Annotated in this window: 17 protein-coding genes; 9 read left to right on the top strand and 8 right to left on the bottom strand. The window is 59.5% G+C overall.

Annotated features, from left to right (window positions below; all coding sequences use genetic code 11):
- The first annotated feature begins 797 nt into the window (after positions 1 to 797).
- Together ACUH78_RS17355 and ACUH78_RS17350 are read left to right on the top strand one after the other, a co-directional pair.
- Complete coding sequence (locus ACUH78_RS17355; protein ID WP_445334194.1) at positions 798 to 1418, top strand: SOS response-associated peptidase; 621 nt, start codon at positions 798 to 800, stop codon at positions 1416 to 1418.
- A gap of 158 nt (positions 1419 to 1576) precedes the next feature.
- Positions 1577 to 2707, top strand: a complete 1131-nt coding sequence (locus ACUH78_RS17350; RefSeq protein WP_445334195.1) for an ISAs1 family transposase — start codon at positions 1577 to 1579, stop codon at positions 2705 to 2707.
- Between the two features lie 565 nt (positions 2708 to 3272).
- Here ACUH78_RS17350 and ACUH78_RS17345 read toward each other — a convergent pair.
- Positions 3273 to 5198: a hypothetical protein gene (locus ACUH78_RS17345; RefSeq protein WP_445334196.1), complete on the bottom strand. Its 1926-nt coding sequence runs from the start codon at positions 5196 to 5198 to the stop codon at positions 3273 to 3275.
- Between the two features lie 48 nt (positions 5199 to 5246).
- Between ACUH78_RS17345 and ACUH78_RS17340 the strand changes: the two genes are divergently transcribed.
- Positions 5247 to 5432: an SOS response-associated peptidase family protein gene (locus ACUH78_RS17340; protein ID WP_445334197.1), complete on the top strand. Its 186-nt coding sequence runs from the start codon at positions 5247 to 5249 to the stop codon at positions 5430 to 5432.
- A gap of 32 nt (positions 5433 to 5464) precedes the next feature.
- Here ACUH78_RS17340 and ACUH78_RS17335 read toward each other — a convergent pair whose 3' ends face one another.
- From ACUH78_RS17335 to ACUH78_RS17315, 5 genes are all read right to left on the bottom strand, one after another.
- Entirely contained in the window at positions 5465 to 5917 is a 453-nt protein-coding gene (locus tag ACUH78_RS17335; RefSeq protein ID WP_445334198.1) for a YaiI/YqxD family protein, read from the bottom strand.
- Positions 5918 to 6370: 453 nt separating this feature from the next.
- Positions 6371 to 6832 (bottom strand): hypothetical protein, encoded by a 462-nt coding sequence (locus tag ACUH78_RS17330; protein ID WP_445334199.1) that lies wholly within the window; start codon positions 6830 to 6832, stop codon positions 6371 to 6373.
- A 20-nt stretch (positions 6833 to 6852) separates the two neighbouring features.
- Positions 6853 to 7101, bottom strand: a complete 249-nt coding sequence (locus tag ACUH78_RS17325; RefSeq protein ID WP_020200504.1) for a hypothetical protein — start codon at positions 7099 to 7101, stop codon at positions 6853 to 6855.
- Between the two features lie 16 nt (positions 7102 to 7117).
- On the bottom strand, positions 7118 to 8326 hold the full coding sequence (locus ACUH78_RS17320; RefSeq protein ID WP_445334200.1) for an XRE family transcriptional regulator: 1209 nt from the start codon (positions 8324 to 8326) through the stop codon (positions 7118 to 7120).
- Positions 8323 to 8979, bottom strand: a complete 657-nt coding sequence (locus tag ACUH78_RS17315; RefSeq protein WP_445334201.1) for a hypothetical protein — start codon at positions 8977 to 8979, stop codon at positions 8323 to 8325. Before ACUH78_RS17315 ends, ACUH78_RS17320 begins: the two co-directional genes overlap by 4 nt.
- A 226-nt stretch (positions 8980 to 9205) precedes the next feature.
- On the opposite strand from ACUH78_RS17315, the gene ACUH78_RS17310 reads away from it, so the two are divergent.
- The 6 genes from ACUH78_RS17310 (at position 9206) to ACUH78_RS17285 (ending at position 14718) form a co-directional block, all read left to right on the top strand.
- Complete coding sequence (locus ACUH78_RS17310; RefSeq protein WP_445334202.1) at positions 9206 to 9811, top strand: type IV toxin-antitoxin system AbiEi family antitoxin domain-containing protein; 606 nt, start codon at positions 9206 to 9208, stop codon at positions 9809 to 9811.
- Positions 9808 to 10671: a nucleotidyl transferase AbiEii/AbiGii toxin family protein gene (locus tag ACUH78_RS17305; RefSeq protein ID WP_445334203.1), complete on the top strand. Its 864-nt coding sequence runs from the start codon at positions 9808 to 9810 to the stop codon at positions 10669 to 10671. Before ACUH78_RS17310 ends, ACUH78_RS17305 begins: the two co-directional genes overlap by 4 nt.
- A gap of 82 nt (positions 10672 to 10753) precedes the next feature.
- Positions 10754 to 11221 carry a hypothetical protein gene (locus ACUH78_RS17300; protein ID WP_445334204.1) on the top strand — a complete coding sequence of 156 codons (468 nt, stop codon included), beginning with the start codon at positions 10754 to 10756 and terminating at the stop codon, positions 11219 to 11221.
- A gap of 148 nt (positions 11222 to 11369) precedes the next feature.
- Complete coding sequence (locus ACUH78_RS17295; RefSeq protein ID WP_153169308.1) at positions 11370 to 12935, top strand: recombinase family protein; 1566 nt, start codon at positions 11370 to 11372, stop codon at positions 12933 to 12935.
- Positions 12932 to 13843, top strand: coding sequence for a ParB/RepB/Spo0J family partition protein (locus ACUH78_RS17290; protein WP_150427978.1), 912 nt, complete (start codon positions 12932 to 12934; stop codon positions 13841 to 13843). The genes ACUH78_RS17295 and ACUH78_RS17290 overlap by 4 nt, the downstream gene beginning before the upstream one ends.
- Positions 13840 to 14718, top strand: coding sequence for a plasmid partitioning protein RepB C-terminal domain-containing protein (locus ACUH78_RS17285; protein WP_445334205.1), 879 nt, complete (start codon positions 13840 to 13842; stop codon positions 14716 to 14718). Before ACUH78_RS17290 ends, ACUH78_RS17285 begins: the two co-directional genes overlap by 4 nt.
- A gap of 344 nt (positions 14719 to 15062) precedes the next feature.
- Here ACUH78_RS17285 and ACUH78_RS17280 read toward each other — a convergent pair whose 3' ends face one another.
- Both ACUH78_RS17280 and ACUH78_RS17275 read right to left on the bottom strand, forming a co-directional pair.
- Positions 15063 to 16232, bottom strand: a complete 1170-nt coding sequence (locus ACUH78_RS17280) for a DUF3322 domain-containing protein (RefSeq protein WP_445334206.1) — start codon at positions 16230 to 16232, stop codon at positions 15063 to 15065.
- Positions 16219 to 18579, bottom strand: a complete 2361-nt coding sequence (locus ACUH78_RS17275) for an ATP-binding protein (RefSeq protein ID WP_445334207.1) — start codon at positions 18577 to 18579, stop codon at positions 16219 to 16221. The genes ACUH78_RS17280 and ACUH78_RS17275 overlap by 14 nt, the downstream gene beginning before the upstream one ends.
- Between the last annotated feature and the right edge of the window lie 26 nt (positions 18580 to 18605).

The raw sequence follows: 18605 nt of genomic DNA, 5'->3' as shown, positions 1-18605 counted from the left end.
GATTGTTCCGCGCGGACGCGGGCGGGAAAAGAACGCCACTCAGTGACCGGTTACGCTGCGGGAGCCCTGCTGGAATTGCCCTTCTGGCGGGTTTCAGACTCAAGCAGTCATTCAGGCGCCCGGTGTGGAGTGATGGTGGCCGGCAGCAGTTGGCCGGATCCCGCCGCCGAGGAGCAGCACCCACTTTGCTCGAAACCGCCTTGGTTAACGCTTCCGCCAATCCCTAGGCGCCATCGGGCTTCTGTCCGCCCAGAGCCCTCGCCTGGCACTGCGAGCCTCGTCCTGTAGCCGATCCACATCGAGGACCCGCAACTCCGCACACTTGTCGTCGTGGCACTTGCTCGCGGTGTGGTGCCGTCTGAGACAGATCAACTTTTTTCTTGAGCCCCCGGCTCGCCATCAACCCAGGTCTTCCGGCCCATGATCAGTATGGGCGTCAGAGTGGGCAACAGCATGAGCAGCATCCAGCCGTTGAATGACTCGTCATCCCGCGCGCCAAACCCCCACAGGGCCCAAGGTATCGTCGCAAAGAAAAGGACGTACAGTACGATGTACAGGCGCCAGTAAGGCGTTGTCGGGTGGCGCCACGGGGCAAAACGACGGATGGCCCAGCAGGCCGCTGTAAAGAGGCCGATCCCGACGCTCCCCGCCGCTACCTAGCCCTGTGCAAGAAAAACCACCCCGACGATTGCCACCCAGACAAAGCCGCCGATCCAGCCCCAGGTCCAGCCGAGCTTTTCGCCTTTTCGTTGGGCCATGATTTATCCTCGTCTTGCAGATGCGTTGCATCGTATCCCATGTGCGCCAACTACCGCCCCGCCTCGCGTGAAGCGCTCGCCGCGCTCCCGCTCCCGCCACCGGACTTCGCCTATGGCGAGGCCTATCCGGGCTCGGTCGTGCCGATTGTCACCAACTTTGCCCCGCGCCAGTGGACACCCGCCACTTTCGGGCTAGTGCCAACATGGGCAGACGACCTGAAGATCATGCGCTCAAACTACAACGCGCGATCGGAGACTCTAGGCGAGAAGCCGTCGTTTCGCCAGGCCTGGCAGCGCGGGCAGCTTTGCATCGTGCCGGCCGAGGTGCTCTACGAGCCCTGCTACGAGACCGGCAAGGCGGTGCGGTGGGCGATCCGACGCGCCGATGGCAAGCCGATGGTGGGCATTGCCGGGCTGTGGGAACGCAAAGAGAACGAGGCCGGGGCGCCTTTCTGGTCGATGACCCTGCTGACGATCAACGCCGATGGCCATCCCCTCATGCAGCGATTCCACAAGCCAGGCGACGAGAAGCGCTCGGTAGTCATCCTGCCCGACGACGCCTGGGGAGACTGGCTGCGGGCAAAGTCCGAAAGCGCGGCGCAGGCGTTCTTCCGGGGTTTCGACGCACGCGACTTCGTGGCCGAGCCGGCACCGCGCTGATCCGCTCAGCCACCGATCTGTCGCCTTCGCCTGCCATGCAGGGCAATCGCACCGACTTCGCATAAGCCAATGCAATAACTTGTTGACTTTCATGATCTTGCGAGACCCCTGTTCACAACGTCATGAACTGTGTAGTTTCCTACCTTTTTGGGCATCCCATGAAGGCAGGAAGCGTCATGCCGCTGACGCAGGTGTTCGTCTCGATTTCCGACCCGCGCAGCGCGCGCCACACACGCCACGACCTGGCCGAATTGCTGACGGTGGCGGTGTGCGCGGTGCTCTCGGGCGTGGACGACTTCGTGGACATCGAACTGTGGGCAGAGGCCAAGCTCGACTGGCTGCGAGGTTTCATGCAGCTTGAGCACGGCATCCCGTCTCACGACACGATCGGACGCGTGTTCGGTCTGATCGCGCCGGACGAGTTCGAGGCGGCCTTCCGCCGCTGGGTGGGCATGGTGGTGCCGGCGCTGGCTGGCGATACGGTCGTGGCGATCGACGGCAAGACCAGTCGGCGCTCGGGCGGCAAGAGCAAGACCGACGCCAGCCCGCTGCACCTGGTCAGCGCGTTCGCGGCCGGCATGGGCGTCGTGCTCGGCCAGACGGCGACCGCCGAGAAATCGAACGAGATCGCCGCGATTCCGGAACTGCTTACCAAGCTGGCAATCGAGGGCTGCGTGGTGACGATCGACGCGATGGGCACCCAGACGAAGATCGCTCGCACGATCCGTGAGCGCGGCGCGCATTACGTGCTGTGCGTGAAGGAAAACCATCCGAACCTGTACGACTCGATCCTCTTTGCCGACATCGATCCGCGCGGCCCGCTGACGCCGAGTTCGACGCACGAGACCACGATTAAGGACCACGGTCGTATCGAAGTTCGTCGATGCCGCGCCTACGCCGCGATCGACCGCCTGTACAAATCCGAGGACTGGCAGGATCTGGCCAGCTTCGCGGTCGTCGATCGCATCCGCACCGTGGGTGATCACACCAGCACCGAGCGCGTTCTCTACATCAGCAGCCTGCCCGCCGACGCCGAGCGCATCGCTCGGGCCGTACGCAGTCACTGGGAGATCGAGAATCGGCTTCATTGGTGTCTGGATGTGCAGTTCAACGAGGATCAGTCACGCGTGCGCAGCGGCTACGCCGCCAACAACCTGGCCATCGTTCGCCATATCGTGATGAACCTGCTGCGGCTCAACATGACGCGCAAGGCGAGCATCAAGTCCAAGCGCATGCTGGCTGCGACGATCGACGAATTTCGCGCCGAGCTTCTTGGGGTTATGACGTGAAGGTGCGATTGCCCTGTGCCCCCTCCCCACCTGGCCGGAAATACTCCACACCATCTTGTTCTCCGCGCTTCAAAAAGCGACCGCGCAATATCGTATAAGCTCCTGCGTCAATGTCGTTCGGCACAAAAATACTCTCGTGCTCAATATACTTTCCTTGCCTTATCATTGAGTCGCCAATTTGAGCTGTTGCGACAACGCCAAGAGGCGGCTCGCTAATTTGGACTGCTTTCGGGGAGTAATTTGCGACAGATGTAGCACATCCCGCCAATAGCGGTAAAACCAAGCCCGAAAGCATAAGCTTTGAAAAATAAATCATTAGAATAAACCCTTTAGCACTAAAATTTAATCAGAAGAGTAGTTTTTTTATGAAAAAGCACTAACTACTACAGCTGGACACCTGCTGCTAGAAAACGACCGAAATCCAATCCCGTTAAAAAAACTTGACGGAAAATCTTCATCATGAGCGTTGCCGTCAATGGCTGAAAGAAAACACTTAAAAGAACTTGCAATGAACGCCCTGACCGACTCATCTTTAAAATCAGTAGTTAGGTCGGCAATTCCCGTATCAAAACCCATCTCGGCGCGGTACGAACGCGCCGTCAAGGGTGCTCTGGACAGATCCAGCAACGTAATTCGAGAGCGTGATCTGCTCGTTTCGCAGATGCGATATTAGCTCGTCTCTTGCTTCACTCAGAGTGAGAAGGATGTCTGCTTTCATCTCCTCACGGTGCAGGGCCTCGTCAACCTCGATGAACACCTTGTCGGTTCCGAGCCATGCAATTGCCCCAGCGCCAACCCCACACAGGATCGCAACCGGGCCTGAAGGCGCGCAGACTGCAGCCGCAGTCCCTGCCGCCACCAGCGAAGCGCCACCCTTCTTAGCTGCAGCCTTCACCGCAGCGGCAGCAGCCAATTTGAAACTTTGCTTGGTGGCGACTTTTGCCAGGGTACTTGACACCACCTTCTTCGCCAGCGCCGCACTAGTTGCGCTGCCCACGACCGAGCCCGTTGCGAAGGCAGATCCAGCTCGCCGAATATCGTTCTCGAGATTTAGGACAGGCTGGAACTGAATGAAGTCTTTCAGGCATGAGTTACCACCAATAGCCTGCTCCAGGGTCTGGTGCGTCACGCTTGCAACAGCAGAGTAGGACTCGACGGTCGATGCTAGAACATCCTCTCGAAGCGATGTGATCTCACCCTCGAGGTCCACACTTCCAAAAACAGTCTCTTCGAGTTTCCGCTGCATGAGCTCAGGGAACCCCCCGGCGACAGCTGCGAGCAAGCGCGAATACTCGCCAGTCACGGTGAAGTACCAGTCAAGATAGCTGTCGACGCGTCCTTCTGCGTCTGTGAAAAGGGTAGCCACCGCAGAGTCAATCTGCTCCCCTCGTGCTGCATCAATCTCTACTTGGGCGTCTTTGACGACGTTACTCGACTCTGATTTCAGCCGAGCCGTCTCGGCCTCAGCAAACGCCTTCTCACCACTCCGACAAGGATCCAAAACCGTGCCGAGCGCAACGACAGGCGCACTGAGCGTTGCTGGATCAACCTCCGCAATTTTGGACTTTGCGTAAATCGTGATCACAGCAGCGAGCGCGATCACAGTGAAGAACCCTAATGAAAATCCCTTCTCATAGGAGTAGCCCTTGGCTCGCCTCCGATGCTCGCTCAGCGCGATCACGCCGCAGACAAAATTCGCAAGCGACATGGCGAGCAAGCCACTAGGCAGTAGGAACAACAACCACGCAGCGACTTTGATCTCCATGGCCGGCTGGGCTGGGATTACGATTTGTGCGAAGTACCACCCGAGCGCTCTCGTCGCATCCGCTACGCCCGCGGCGGCACCAACAAGCCCGCAGTCGAACCCGCCGCGTGTCTGCTCGAACGTATTAGTCACAACCTCACGCCAGTGCCTGGCCCGCAGATCGGGACCACCCACAACAGCGAAATCGACCCACAGCATCAACAGAACGACCAGGGCGAAGAAGGTAAAGCGTAACGGCCAACGCCGCATGAGCACAGCAGCATGCTCAGGCTTCAGCCCTCTTCCGAAGACGCGGTGCAGCAGCGGCGCCAGTAGCAGGAACAGCAGCAAAGCGAACGCAAGCGCCAGCCAGTGTTCAACTTGCAACTGTGAGGCGAGGATCAGTGCAATCAGCCCGAAAAATGGAGCACCTACGAGCAGGAATGCCGAGGTCACTTGCCCAGACCAGAGGATTCTTCTCAGTAAGTTTTGCTCATACGTTGCACCGTCGAGCAGGATTCGCCGGCCAGAGAGCACCCGTTCGCGTTGCGCCACCCAAATCGGGATCGATACAGCAATTACGGCAGCGACGGTCTCAGCACACGACATCCCCGGAAGGGACTTGGCGACGAAGTAAAGAACGCCAGCAGCGATCCCCAGCGCGAGCATGAATGCGAGCGGCCGCCACGGCGCATTCTCTTTCTCTATCAGGGGGTCTCCTGGTGACCTGTTGGCTTCCGGCTTCACGATACGTCAGCGACCTTTCAGGCTCGGACTGCTCCAGTACGCGCATGTGTGCATCGCATAGATTGTCGCACATCGGACTACCGTGCCGACCCGGGCATCGATAAGCGCTCGGTGGTGATCCTGCCCGACGAGACCTGGGGAGACTGGCTGCGCGCGAAATCGGAGAGCGCGGCGCGGACGTTCTTCCGGGGTTTCGACTCTAGCGCCTTCGTCGCCGAGCCTGCGCCGCGCTGATGTGTTGCCGGGTTATGGCCGGACGAAGCCACTCACAACCGTTTCTGCGACCGCAGCACCCGATCGAGCCGGTTGGCAAAGTTCTGCCGGTCAGCCGCACTGAACGGCGCCGGGCCGCCCGTATCGACACCCGTGCTGCGCAAGGTGTCCATGAAATTACGCAGGTCGAGCAGCTCGCGGATGTTCTCCTTCCCGTAGAGCTCGCCCTTGGGCGAGAGGGCATGGGCATCGCGCGCGACCACCTCGGCAGCAAGCGGGATGTCGGCGGTGATGACGAGATCCCCCGCCTGCACATTGGCCGCGATGTACTTGTCGGCCTCGTCGAAGCCGCTGGGCACCTGAGTCATCCTGATGTTGGGCAGACCAGGCACGCGCAGATACTGGTTTGCGACCAGGGTGAGCGGCAGCCCGGTACGCTCGGCGGCGCGAAAAAGGATGTCCTTGATGACGCCGGGACAGGCATCGGCATCGACCCAGATGTGCATGGCGTACCTCTCAAATCCGCTATCCAGCCCCCCCGCCCGCTGCTCAGCCCCACCACGCAGCCGTTCTGTCGCCTCCGCCTGCCAAGTGACGGGTCAAACTACCTTTCGTAACCCATTGATTTTTATAGGCCACGTGCGAAAGCCGGCTTTCGCAGAAACAGAGAACAGAGAGCACAGAGGGCGAAAAACCCTCGAAAACGAGGGTGCCGGGAGGGGGCGGCCTTTTCGCACGAAACGCGAAACCCGCGCCAACACTGGGGTTTCGGGCAGATACGAAAAAGGCCAGAGCAATGTCTGGCCTTTGGAAAGTGGTGGTGTAGTCCCCTACTAGAGAGAACCTTCCTGCCTCACCGGCGAGGACACCGTAGGCAAGATTATATACGATGCGGAGGTCCGGGTGGACTTTGGCTGTCTCCGCGCATTTCCGACCTTCGATAGCTTGCGCTGCCACGGTCAGCGCCCGGGGTTCTTGACCTTCAGATGGCGGCATGAATAGCGCTGCTGCCCCCAGGACACGGCAAAGGTTTCGGAAACCTCGTACCAGTTGCCACCTGGATGGCCACCGCCGTGGTTCTCCCCCATGCAGGAGCATTCGCAGTGAAAGCCCTCAGCGTTCCAGCATGCCGGAGCGCATTTCTGGTGCTCCCGGTACAACTGGATCACGTAGACCTCTTGGTGTCGCCTCAGCGCAAGTTTGATCACGCTGTCGAACCACGCAGTCGGAATTTCCCAGGCCTTGAAATGCGCACACCAATCTGGCTTCAGGCGTCGGCCATCCCGCAGCCACTCCATGTTCCCTTCGGCAAACGGAATGCGCGCCAAGACCGGGAGTGGCTTATTGCGCTTGAAGATGACCGGGATTTTTCCCTGCCGCCAAAGATCCTTCAGTTGCGAGTCGCTCAGATCCTGTGACATGAGGGACTCGACTCGCTGGCTCAGCGCTGCTTGTTGGCCTGGGACAGAACCGAAGCCGCCAGTTCTTTCGTCTCTTTGGCGTATCGGTCGCTGGCCAAAACGCGTGCGGCCTTGTCTTCCATCTGGGCACCAGTCTGTTTGTCGCCGCTGCGCTGAGACAGTGCCGAAGCGGCCAGACTCTTGGCCACTTGCGACGAACTGCTGCTTTGCAGCGTTTCCGACGCCAGCCGACCAATTCGTGAGGACGTTTGCTTTGTGTTCTTGGACATCGCTGTTCCTTTCACATCAGGATTTGGAGACGGGCCGGAATGGCACCACCTTATTGCCTTGGGCTGGTTGGTCATCAACCTGCTTCTGGGTTGCTTTCAGTCGCGCAAACTCCACGACATTGGTTTTGCCTTGGAAATAGCCTTCAGGCAATCCGGCGAGTGCTTCCACGTCGCCCGCAGCCAGTCCGATGTGCCTCGGGATGGCTTCTAAGGGCATGACTTTCTCTTCGACCAACAGATCAATGGTGCGACGAAGCAGGCGTGGCTGCTCTGGTCGACGATCCTCGTCTCCGGGTTCCGATTTCGCCCCCCACCGAGCAGAGCGACGCTTGAAAAGCATCAGAGCGCCATCTTCATCCAGCATCTCAAGCGCCTTCAGCCGCATGATGATCGCCGCCGCAGATACGCCCCAACGGCGCTTCAGCAGCAACAAGTCATCCAGAGTCGGTGGCACGCGAACTTCGCTGGCGAACGTTTCGGCGGGCAGCAAAAATGCGCCTGCAAAACGGTGTGCCTGCGCTTCCATCATTTTGTGGCGCGCGTTGTCTGTCGTGCGCTGAATGTGACGATGCAGGATCAGATGCCCGACCTCGTGGGCAAGATCGAAGCGACTGCGGTACCCATTGTTTTTGTCGGCGGACAAAAGAACGAGCGGTCGCCCCAATGCTTCACTCCAAGCCGATAGCCCTTCGATCTGAGCGATGCCGGTTTCTTCCCGGACGACGATCACTCCAGCTCCTTCTACTGCCAGCGCCAAGTCTTGAATCGCCGAACGGCCCAAACGCCACAGGTCCCGGCATTCGCTAGCAGCCTTCTCGATGTCCTCGTTAGTGATCTCTTCTGGATCGGTGTAATCGCGAGAGGGCAAATTGACATCGGGGTAGTCAACGTACTCCATCAGGGCAGCCGCCACGTCCTGGGCCCACTCAAGGCGGGCCTCCAGCATGGCTCGTGCAGCGACGTGTGCCGACGCGTTGCTGCGAAAAAGCGGCAACGACAATTTCGCCCCGGGCGCACGGGTAAACCATTCCGGCGTGACGTTGACCACGCCAGCAAGGCGTTCAAGCGCGTCACGCTCGGGCGCTTGCGTTCCTGCGCGCCACTTGCTGATGGTCGCCGGAGACACATCGACCATCGAGGCCAACTGGACTTGAGTCAGACGACGGGCCGCAAGAATTTGGCTAAGTCGATCTTTCTGAAATCCTTGTACACCACCCCTGCTCATGATCCTGTTCCGTCTTTGTCTTGTTGTTTGCCAATGTTCTTCTTCAGCTTCGGCACAGCCAAATCGTCCTGGCCTGCTGTCGGCTGCTGGTCGTAGCGCTTGATGAATGCGTCAATGGGTTCCCGGAAAAGCCAGCCTTGCATGTGGCGATCTGGAACCGCGATTTCGATGGAGACGGATGTGTCCGGCTGGCTGTGCAGCGATCCTGCAAAGCAGGCCACGACGAACACAACCGCTTGGGATGGCTCCACGTAGCCTGAAAAGAGTCCGGGTTGAACCAGTGGCTCGATGGCTGCGTTCGCCAGGGACATCTGTTTTCGGGTTTCGCTACGCCGCCCGCTGTTCCAGATCCCATACTTGGTGTTGAACCGTGCCAAGGTGAAGATCCCAGACCGGCCTGTGACGATCTGATTGCCGCGTAGCGGTGAGGGAGATGCGTCTGCAACGGCGAGAGCGCGATGGAAGGACTCGTTCATATGGAAGTGGCGCAACTGCCCCACCACGCTGGGCAAGTGCCCGTCATCCATCCCTCGCGCCGCAGCATAGGCACGTTGAGCGCCGACCAGCTTGGCTTCTTCGAGGCCCATGACAAGCTCACGCGGGATATTCCTCACAAGCAGGTCATGGATCGTTTCTTGGTTCGGCTGGGCCATTGGCAACTCCGTCATCGGATTTCGTTCAAGCGGATTCTATCATCAAATAATTTCGCTTAAAAGGTTTTCTTGTAGTGGATGCTGCGATTGAGGCTGTAACCCCCCCCGATTTGTAGCGCGACCAGCTCATCGTCTGCCAGCGGCGAGGCCGGGAGAACATGGGCTAAATGTTTCGTTTTCTCTTCCAGAAGTTGCATTCGACGAAATAACGGAACATACTTCACCCATGCTCTCCAGTACCCACAATCAGCGCGTCCTCGATCTGGCCAGCCAGAAGGGGCTACTGCGCGCCAGCGATCTGGACGCCATCAGTGCGCCTCGGGTCGTTCTGACGCGGCTGACCGCTGCGGGTCTACTAGAGAAGGTGGGGCGTGGCCTGTACCGTCTGCCGGATGCACAGGTTTCGGAATTCGAGAGCCTTGGCACCATCGCCACCAAGGTACCTCAAGCGGTGTTCTGCCTGCTTACGGCGCTGCAGTTTCATGAGCTGACCACGCAGCTGCCGCGTCAGATCTGGATCGCCATGCCTCGGGGCAGCCACCCGCCCCGTGTCGACTACCCGCCCGTCAAGATGGTGCAGTTCACAGGTGATGCCTACTCGGCAGGGATTGAGGAAGTCGAACGCGACGGTGTCAGGCTCCGGGTGTACGGCGTGGCCAAGACCGTGGCGGACTGCTTCAAGCACCGCAACAAGATCGGGCTGGATGTGGCGCTGGAGGCGCTGAAGGACGCCCGGGCGCGCAGCAAAGCCTCCGTCGACGACATCTGGCGTTTCGCCAAGATATGCCGCGTGGCCAATGTGATGCGACCCTATATGGAGAGTGTCGGATGAGTGCGGCCACCCCAAATGTCGCGGCATCCGTCCGTGCGCGTCTGCTCAATGTCGCCAAGGCGCAAGGCGTGGATTTCAATCAGGTGCTGGTGCGCTTTGCCTTGGAGCGCATCCTCTATCGGCTGACCCAGTCGCCGCACGCGGATCGTTTTCTGCTCAAGGGTGCGCTGCTGTTCACGCTCTGGTACGACATGCCACACCGGGCCACACGCGACGCCGATCTGTTGGGCTTCGGTGCCAGTGATCTGGAGTCAGTGGCCCAAGTATTCCGGGACATCGCAGCTGTACCGGTCGACGACGGCATCGTGTTCGACCCAGCCTCAGTCACGGTCGAGGAGATCCGCAAGGAAGCTGGCTACGGCGGCGTTCGCGTGATGATTGCAGGCGATCTGGCCAGAGCACGCTGCAAGACCCAAATCGATGTCGGCTTCGGCGACGCCGTCACCCCGGCGCCTGTTGATTCGGTCTACCCAGTACTGCTGGAGGAAATGCCCGCGCCACGGCTGCGGGCCTACCCAACGTACACCGTCATCGCGGAAAAGCTCCACGCCATCGCATTGCTGGGTATGACCAACAGCCGCCTGAAGGACTACTTCGATCTGTCGGTGCTGTTGGAACGAGAAACTCTGGACACTGATCTGCTGGCCCAAGCGATCAAGGCCACATTCGAAAGACGCGGCATGGCGGTTCCTGACGCGCTGCCAGTCGGCCTGACGGACGAGTTTGCGCACGACGCTTCGCGCCAGGCGCTGTGGCTGGCATTTCTCAAGAAGAACGAACTTCCGCCAGAACCCTTGCCCGCCATCGTTGGCCGCTTGAGCGTGGCATTGGCACCCGCGTTGAACACCGTCGCTCGTTGAATATCCCTTCATAGGGCAGCCGCTTCGCGCCCTTCGCCACGGTCAGTGGCGGTCTCCATACGGACTTTGCATGGAGACCACGATGACTACTCGACTTTGCGCGCACTGCGGCCACCCCTTCGAACCCCGCCCACAGGTTCCCGACCAAGCGTTCTGCTCCGCCCCCGAATGCCAGCGGGCTCGCAAGCGCGAATGGCAGCGGGCAAAACTCCAATCCGATCCTGACTACCGCATCAACCAGCAGGCGGCCCAGCGCGCGTGGTCACAGCGCAATCACGACTATTGGCGCAATCACCGAGATGCACAACAGGCTAACGGCGATCAAGGGGTTCAACCTACCGCCGTCCATCGGCAGCCAGTCATCGATCCGGTAAAGATGGACGTGTCAGCTCTGCCTTCCGGCATCTACCGGATCACAAGACGTCCAGATTTTCCGAATGGAACACCCGGCTCTTGGGTGGTTGAAATCACGCTGCTGTGCGAAACCTGTGAATGCAAGATGGATGCGTCAAGAGATGACTTGATCGACACCCAGGGAATCCAGCCTTAACTTCAAGCCCAAATGGGCTCTCGATCATCCTGGATGGCAACAATTTCAACCATGTGCATTCCGGCCGCGCATTGCAGGCCACGTGTATGCCAATGAGGAGAAAGGCAGGCCCGAGAGCAAGTTCACACAACATAAAGTGATCGGTTCTATGCAGGCAGAAGAGTTCTCCATTCCGGGGGCGGATCAGCCACCGACATTTCGGGCCGCCGAGTACGTGCGGATGTCGACCGAGCACCAGCAGTATTCGACGGAAAACCAAGCCGACAAGATCCGCGAGTACGCGGCTCGGCGCAACATCGAAATCGTTCGCACCTATGCCGACGAGGGCAAGAGCGGCTTGCGCATCGATGGGCGGCGAGCGCTGCAGCAACTGATCAAGGATGTCGAGGCAGGCATCGCGGACTTCCAGATCATTCTGGTCTATGACGTCAGCCGCTGGGGCCGGTTCCAGGATGCCGATGAGAGCGCATATTACGAGTACATCTGCCGTCGTGCGGGCATCCAGGTTGCCTACTGCGCCGAGCAGTTCGAGAACGATGGCTCGCCCGTGTCCACCATCGTCAAGGGCGTCAAGCGTGCGATGGCTGGCGAATACAGCCGGGAGTTGTCGGCCAAGGTGTTTGCCGGGCAGTGCCGCCTGATTGAGTTGGGTTTCCGCCAGGGTGGCCCGGCTGGCTATGGCCTGCGGCGCGTGCTGATCGATCAGTCCGGCACGCTCAAAGGTGAATTGGCTCGCGGCGAGCACAAGAGCCTGCAAACCGACCGCGTCATTCTTCAGCCGGGACCGGATGATGAGGTCGCCGTGGTCAACCAGATCTACCGCTGGTTTGTCACCGACAACCTGACGGAGCTGGACATTGCCGAACGGCTGAACGCACAAGGGACACGTACCGACCTTGGGCGTGACTGGACACGCGCAACCGTCCGCGAGGTGCTGTCCAACGAGAAATACATCGGTAACAACATCTACAACCGTCGATCTTTCAAGCTCAAGAAGCACCGGGTGGTTAACAGCCCCGACATGTGGATCAAGAAGGAAGGTGCATTCGAGGGCATCGTGCCGCCGGAGCTCTTCTACACGGCGCAGGGCATCTTGCGCGCAAGGGCACATCGCTACAGCGACGAGGAGTTGATCGAGAAGCTGCGCAATCTGTACCAGCGCCACGGGTACCTCTCCGGCCTGATCATCGATGAGGCAGATGGCATGCCATCTGCGGCGGCCTATGCACATCGATTCGGCAGTTTGGTTCGCGCCTACCAGGCGGTGGGCTTCACTCCGGATCGCGACTACCAGTATCTGGAGGTGAATCAGTTTCTGCGCAGACTGCATCCAGAGATCGTCAGCCAGACCGAACGCACGATTGCCGAGGTCGGCGGCAACGTCGAACGTGACCCGGCCACCGACCTTCTCACCGTGAATCGCGAGTTCACCGTTTCACTGGTGCTGGCGCGGTGCCAATTGCTCGACAACGGGCGACGGCGTTGGAAGGTGCGCTTCGACACCAGCCTCGCACCCGATATCACGGTGGCCGTGCGGCTGGACGACAGCAACCAGGCTGCCTTGGACTACTACCTGCTGCCGCGACTGGACTTCGGCCAGGCACGCATCCATCTGGCCGACCACAACGGCATCGAGTTTGAGTGCTATCGCTTCGACAGCCTGGACTACCTCTACGGCATGGCGCGGCGCATCCGCATACGGAGGGCCGCATGAGTCAAGACAAAGAGCATCGGCATTCGGAGTTGCGGATGATTCCGCTCAACCGGATTGAGGTTCTCAACCCCCGCGAGCGCAACAGCCGGGTCTTCGAGCAGATCGTCGGCAACATCCAGAACATTGGCCTGAAAAAGCCAATCATCGTGACGCCGCGTCCAGGGAGCAATGGCGAGCACTATCTCCTCATCTGCGGCGAGGGGCGGTTCAAAGCCTTCAAGACGCTCGGGCATCAAGAGATCCCGGCAATGGTGATTAACGTCGATGACGAATCGGCCTTCATCATGAGCCTCACCGAGAACATCGCCCGACGAAAGTTCAGCCCCTTGGAATTGCTGTCCGGCATCGAGCAGCTGCGGGATCAGGGCTATGACAAGAAATCCATTGCCCAAAAGACAGGCCTGAGTCCGGAGTACGTGCAGGGCATCCTGCAGTTGCTGCAGAACGGTGAACAGCGATTGCTGATGGCCGTCGGCAGCGGGCGCATCCCTCTCAACGCGGCGATCACCATCGCTGGCGCGGGCAGCGACGAGAAAGCCATTCAAGCCGCATTGCAAGATGCCTACGAAACCGGAAAGCTGCGTGGCAGCCAGTTGATCCAAGCCCGTCGTGTGATCGAACGTCGCCGCACCCAAGGCAAGTCCATCGGCGGCAGGATGACCTCCCGCAAGACCAATGAGGATGTCACCACGTCCAGCCTGGTGAGGAACTACCAGCGTGAAGTCGAGCGACAAAAGCTACTGGTCAGGAAAGCAGAGACCGCTCAACGCAACTTGCTGTTCATTGTCGGGGCCCTGCGCCAACTGCTGGCCGACGAGAATTTCACCACGCTGCTGCGCGCGGAGGGGCTGGACACACTGCCCCAGTATCTGGCGGAGCGGGTCTGGGCTCGAGGGAGCGGCGCATGAGCAAACCGCCCTTGGGCTTCGTTCCGGAGCCATTTGTTCTGCCCCTCTCGTCCGTCCTGCCCTCGCGTAAGACGCCAGAAGGCTTGCTTGCCTCACGGAAATTCAAGCAGATCACCGCATCTATCGAGGCGGTCGGGCTGATCGAACCCCTGTCGGTGGGAAAGCCCAACCGCGAGGGGCAGCACATCTTGCTGGACGGGCACACACGACTGGTCGCGCTGAAACAGCTGGGCTTCGACAAAGCTCCCTGCCTGGTGGCCACCGATGACGAAAGCTACACCTACAACAACCGGATCAATCGCCTCTCCAGCATTCAGGAGCACCTCATGATCCGTCGCGCTGTCGAACGAGGCGTCACCCCAGAAAAGCTGGCGAAGGCCTTGGACGTGGACATCAGCCACATCATCAAGAAGCTAAACCTGCTGGAAGGGATCTGCCCGGAGGCCGCCGAGTTACTGCGCGACCAGACGTTTTCGGCAAACCTAGGTGCTGTGCTGCGTAAGCTCAAGCCGACGCGTCAGGTTGAGTGCGTCGAACTGATGGTCAGCGCCAACAACATTACGGTCGCCTATGCCCAAGCCTTGGTTGCGGCGACACCCAGCAACTTGCTCGTCGGTGAGACCAAGCCCAAGAAGATGACCGGCGTCAGCGCCGACCAGATGGCCAAGATGGAGAGGGAGATGGGCAACCTCCAAGAGCAGTTCAAGCTCGCCGAGCAGACCTATGGTCAGGACATCCTCAACCTGGTGCTGGCCAAGGGCTATCTCGCCAAGCTCATGGCCAACGAAGCCATTCTGCGCCACTTGACGAGGAATCACCCTGACGTGCTGAACGAGTTTGACAGCATCGTTCGTATGGTGACGCTGGACAAGTGAATGGCACGTACTCAGAAATGGTGAGCCAAATCCTTCCTGCCAGAAGGTCGTAGTGCTGCCCGTGTGGGCGATACGTTGTTCTTTAACAATCTGGATATATCAGGGTCATCACCCCTGAGGCGGACGTCCCTTTTTTGTCCGCGACCAGGAGCGATGGCCGACAGGCTCGCCGCTGGCCTGCCCATTCGTAGACGGGCGTACGGATGAGCGAACAGCGGCACCTATCCAGGGTGCTTTCATCCGATTCATTCGCCATAACGACTGCAAGTAGTTAGGCCAGATGCAGCAACTACGGTACTACGGCGATGTGCATCGGGCAATGCCCAACGCACCACAGACCTTGACTAGGTGCGGACGCCAAGCCGTTGCAACACGTTCCATGCGGTAGTCCAGTCGATTCGCTCCTGCTCCAAGCGAACGTTTTGTCCCCAGCGCTGCTGCTTGAGATCCCGATAAAGTTGCTGCTCATCCTTGGTCAGGAGCGTCAGTTCCGCTGCTGAATGCTGCGCCGCCTCGTCCACCCACAGTGCCTTGTGTCGAAGCAAAGTCTCTTCGTCCATGAGCACGGATTGCAACTCTGGAATGTATGAACGGGCGCGATGCAGAATGGCAAATCCATGGGTATCCAAGTCACCCCAGTAGATGCACCTCGCACGGGCAAGCCAAGGTAGCCGGGCCAACACGTCGACGTTATAGCCTAGGCGCATGAACACGACAGCGCCCGGCATGTCGGACATTGCCAGTCCCGTTTGAAGGTTCTCAACAATGAACACATGCGAGACAGGCCAACTGATACCTGCGAGGTCGTCAACCGGCGCAGTGATGTCACCCACGCCTCCGACATGAGCTCGCAACGACTGATCCAGCACCCTCATGCGCACAAGGAGTGGTGGAGCCTTCAGGCCACACCGCTGATAAAAATCCAGGTCGCTGGATGAGTCCTCCTGTATTGCGGCCACCAGATCCGTCAGCAGCCCTTTGCGCCCATCAAGCCATTTGCTGTCCAGTCCTGATACCGGCAGCTGGCGGGGATAAAGGTTGGAGTTCGGATGGTTCGCAATCCAATCCAGCATCTCTGTCAGCCTTTGATAGTCGGCATCGCAGTAGTCTGCGAGGACATCAAAGTATCTCGGCAACTGCTGCGCCACTACCGGCCAGCGGGCAATGAGCGACCGGTAGCGAGACTGGGCGCGCTCCCACCGTGCGGATTCACCAATCCACATGGCAACGTCTTCGGGACCGCGCAACACTAGTTTCTCTGGCAGTCGCTGGGCACCAAGCGCCTTCCACCGCCGCTCACACCAGGATAGGGTGCCGACCCCTTGCCAGCCTTGCCATGCGCTCACCCAAGCACGAACACCATCGACTTGTCTCAGCGCAGCCTGTTCCGTCGGTGCACCGAGCGCAACCTCCAGCGGCCACAGGCTTTCGCCCGCATCACCGATCAACCACTCGCGGTGCTTGCTCTGAAAGCGACGGACAAGGGCCTGCCTGACATCTTCAGGAAGCTTCAACGCTAGCCTCCTCTCGTGCGTGCTCTGGGAGCTTCAACCGCTGACGGTCACCGTCGTACTCGATCAGCAGGACGCCTGAAACGCGCCGGTCGCTGATATCTACGAAGCAGGCACCACCGATGAATGGTTCAAGGGTCATGACGGACTTCAGCGGTGTAGCGACTACCATCTGGAATCCGAAATTGGTAAAGATGTTCATCGCCAAAGCGGTGAACTCGTTATCAGCCTTGTCGAAGGCTTCATCAAGCACGACGGGCGCGTACATCGGCACGCCGTGGTCGTTCCCGCCCAGCTGATACCGCAATGCAGCGGCCAAGCACGTGGTGGCCAGCTTCTGTCGTTGACCGCCAGACTTGCCTGCTCCGCTGCGGTAGATCTCGACCTCGACGCCGCTTTCATCGATTTCCCGTCCGATGAACTCCACATGCTGTCGAACGTCGAGCACGGTTTCACGCCAACGTTTTTGCTCGGGGTCCTGACTGGCGAGTCGATCAACAAGTCGGCGTAGGGCCAGGAACCGTGCCTCAGCAAACTCGCGGTCCTCCGTCCACGCATGGCTCAGAGCCTGCTGGATTTCCTGCTTGAACTCCTTGACGTCGACAAGCTGCCGGTCGCTGGCATCGATGTGTAGATAGGTGCGTTGATTGGCGCTTTGGTTAAACGGCACCTGGCCAAGGCTATCGTTGACCAGATCCATTCGCTCAAGGATGGCTTTACGCGCATCGTTCAGGTAGGTGGAAAGCGCCGCCAGATTCTGGTGGCTTTGGTTCTGCAGCAGTTCGAAGAAGCGCTGCTCATAGGCGGGCAAGCCATCCGTTTCCAGCCGAACCAGTTTGGCGAAGAAGTCTGGCGCGCTGGCGAGGCTCGTGTCCATGTCGCCAGCGTCCATGGGCCACTGACGTTTGAAATCGGCGAAGCGCGCCTCTATTTCCTTCTCGCAGGCACCAATCCCACGGTTGACCTCTTCGATCTCCGCATTTAGTGCGCGTTCTACAGAGGTTGTCACCTTGTCGAGGTTGTCGAGCCGGACGGCATCTGACTGCTTGGCGAAGCGCTCGTCGAGTCCGGAAACCTGGTGGGGCGTCAAAGGAACGATAGATGCGTCCTGCAGGATCGATTCCAGTTTCTGCGTACTGGTCTTGATCTGGTCAAGAATCGAGTCGTGCGCACGCGTGGCCTGCCGAAGATCCTTATCAGCATCATCGACGAGTTTCTTTTGCTTCTCGATCTGCTCACTGAGCTGCAGTAGGGTGGTGTTGCCCTCGCGAGCTTCGCGGATCTGCCGCTCAATGGTGGAAATGCGATCCAGCAATGGGAGCACATCTATTTCCTGCCACTGGAGATTCACCAGAGTCTGGCACTGCATCGCTCGGGCCGCACGATTCTTGTCTTGGTCGGAGAGTTTGTCGATCTCCCCGCCGAGGCGCGCAATCGCGTCAGCCTGCTCCTGTGCCTGAGCTTGGAAGAGCCCGAGCTTCTCCCGGTTGTCGAACCCGAGTACCCAGTTTCGTCGGTCGCCGACACTTCTGCGGTCGTCTTTCTCGTGCCGGGTTTTGCTGTGCTTGACCTGACCCTCACGGGTAATGGCGCGATCTGCGCTCCTGAACGACTGAATGGAATCGACGCACGCGTAATCGAAGCGTTGCCGTAGCTCGGCCTGGAGCCAATCGGCATACGTCCCCTCCTTGACGTTCAGCTTGAGGACGAGCGAATTGGCCCCGATGGGCTTGGCCTGCCAGGTCTCCGGGCGGCCAGTCCGGTAATACACCAGGCGCTGGCCGAGGTGGGTGGTGTTGATGTGACTGGCCAACGCCGAATACTGGCGTTCGTCAACCAGAAGTGAGAGCGCAAACCCGTGCAGTACGCGCTCGATGGCACCCTGCCACTCGGCCTCGTCAGGCTTCACCTCAATGAGTTCGCCAACGAAGGGCAGTGCGGACTCCGAGATTCCAATGGCGGCGGCGATATTTCGGCGCATTTCCAGCATGTCGGCTGGAATGTTCGATGGCTGGCGCTGGAGTGCCTGCACCTCTTTCAGCGCTTGCGAAAATGCTGCCTCAGCGTCCCTTTTTTCACCAGCCAGGCGGAACTGTTCTTCGCGGTTCGTGTTGCTACGCTGCTCCCAGTTTTCGACTTCCTGCCGTGCGTTGCCCAACAGTTCCGCGAAGGCTTGAGGCGAATCAGGGAGACTCCAGCCCAGCTTCTTGCACGCTTCTTCGGCCTGACCGCGTTTGCGCAGGCGATCTGTGCGCTGGCCCTCCAGCCCCGATTTCTCGGCTTCCCATTGCTCGATCTGATCACCGCCTGCTTCACGGTGCTGAGCTGCCCCACGGATTTCGTCTTCCAACGTAGTCGTCGTACGATCGACGCAAA

Source organism: Thauera sp. ZXT1-4 (assembly GCF_052598215.2).
Note: the sequence above shows the minus strand (reverse complement) of the source record. Positions and strands in the feature narration are given on the sequence as shown.